Source organism: Burkholderia sp. A2, from assembly GCF_001729305.1.
Lineage (GTDB): Bacteria > Pseudomonadota > Gammaproteobacteria > Burkholderiales > Burkholderiaceae > Burkholderia > Burkholderia sola.
Map to the genome: position 1 here is coordinate 1,551 of NZ_LZXX01000146.1, position 271 is coordinate 1,821.

A 271-nucleotide genomic window follows, 5' to 3' on the forward strand; every position below is an offset into this window, starting at 1 on the left:
CGGCGGCCAGCTCGGCCGCGTGCGCGGCCTGCGGCACCTCGACGATGCGCTGCACGAAAATGCCCGGCGTCACGATGTGTTCCGGATTCAGCGCACCGAGCGGCACGACTTCCGACACCTGCACGATCGCGATCTTCGCCGCGCTGGCCATGATCGGCCCGAAGTTGCGCGCGGTCTTGCGATACACGAGGTTGCCCCAGCGATCGCCCTTGTAAGCCTTCACGAGCGCGAAATCGGCGTGGATCGGCGTCTCGAACACGTACGGCTTGCC

At 66.8% G+C, this 271-nt stretch carries 1 protein-coding gene; it reads right to left on the reverse strand.

The window, feature by feature from the left end; translation table 11 throughout:
• Window positions 1-271 (reverse strand): 3-oxoacid CoA-transferase subunit A (locus A9Z05_RS37105; RefSeq protein WP_176730270.1); only part of this gene is annotated, 271 nt, incomplete at both ends.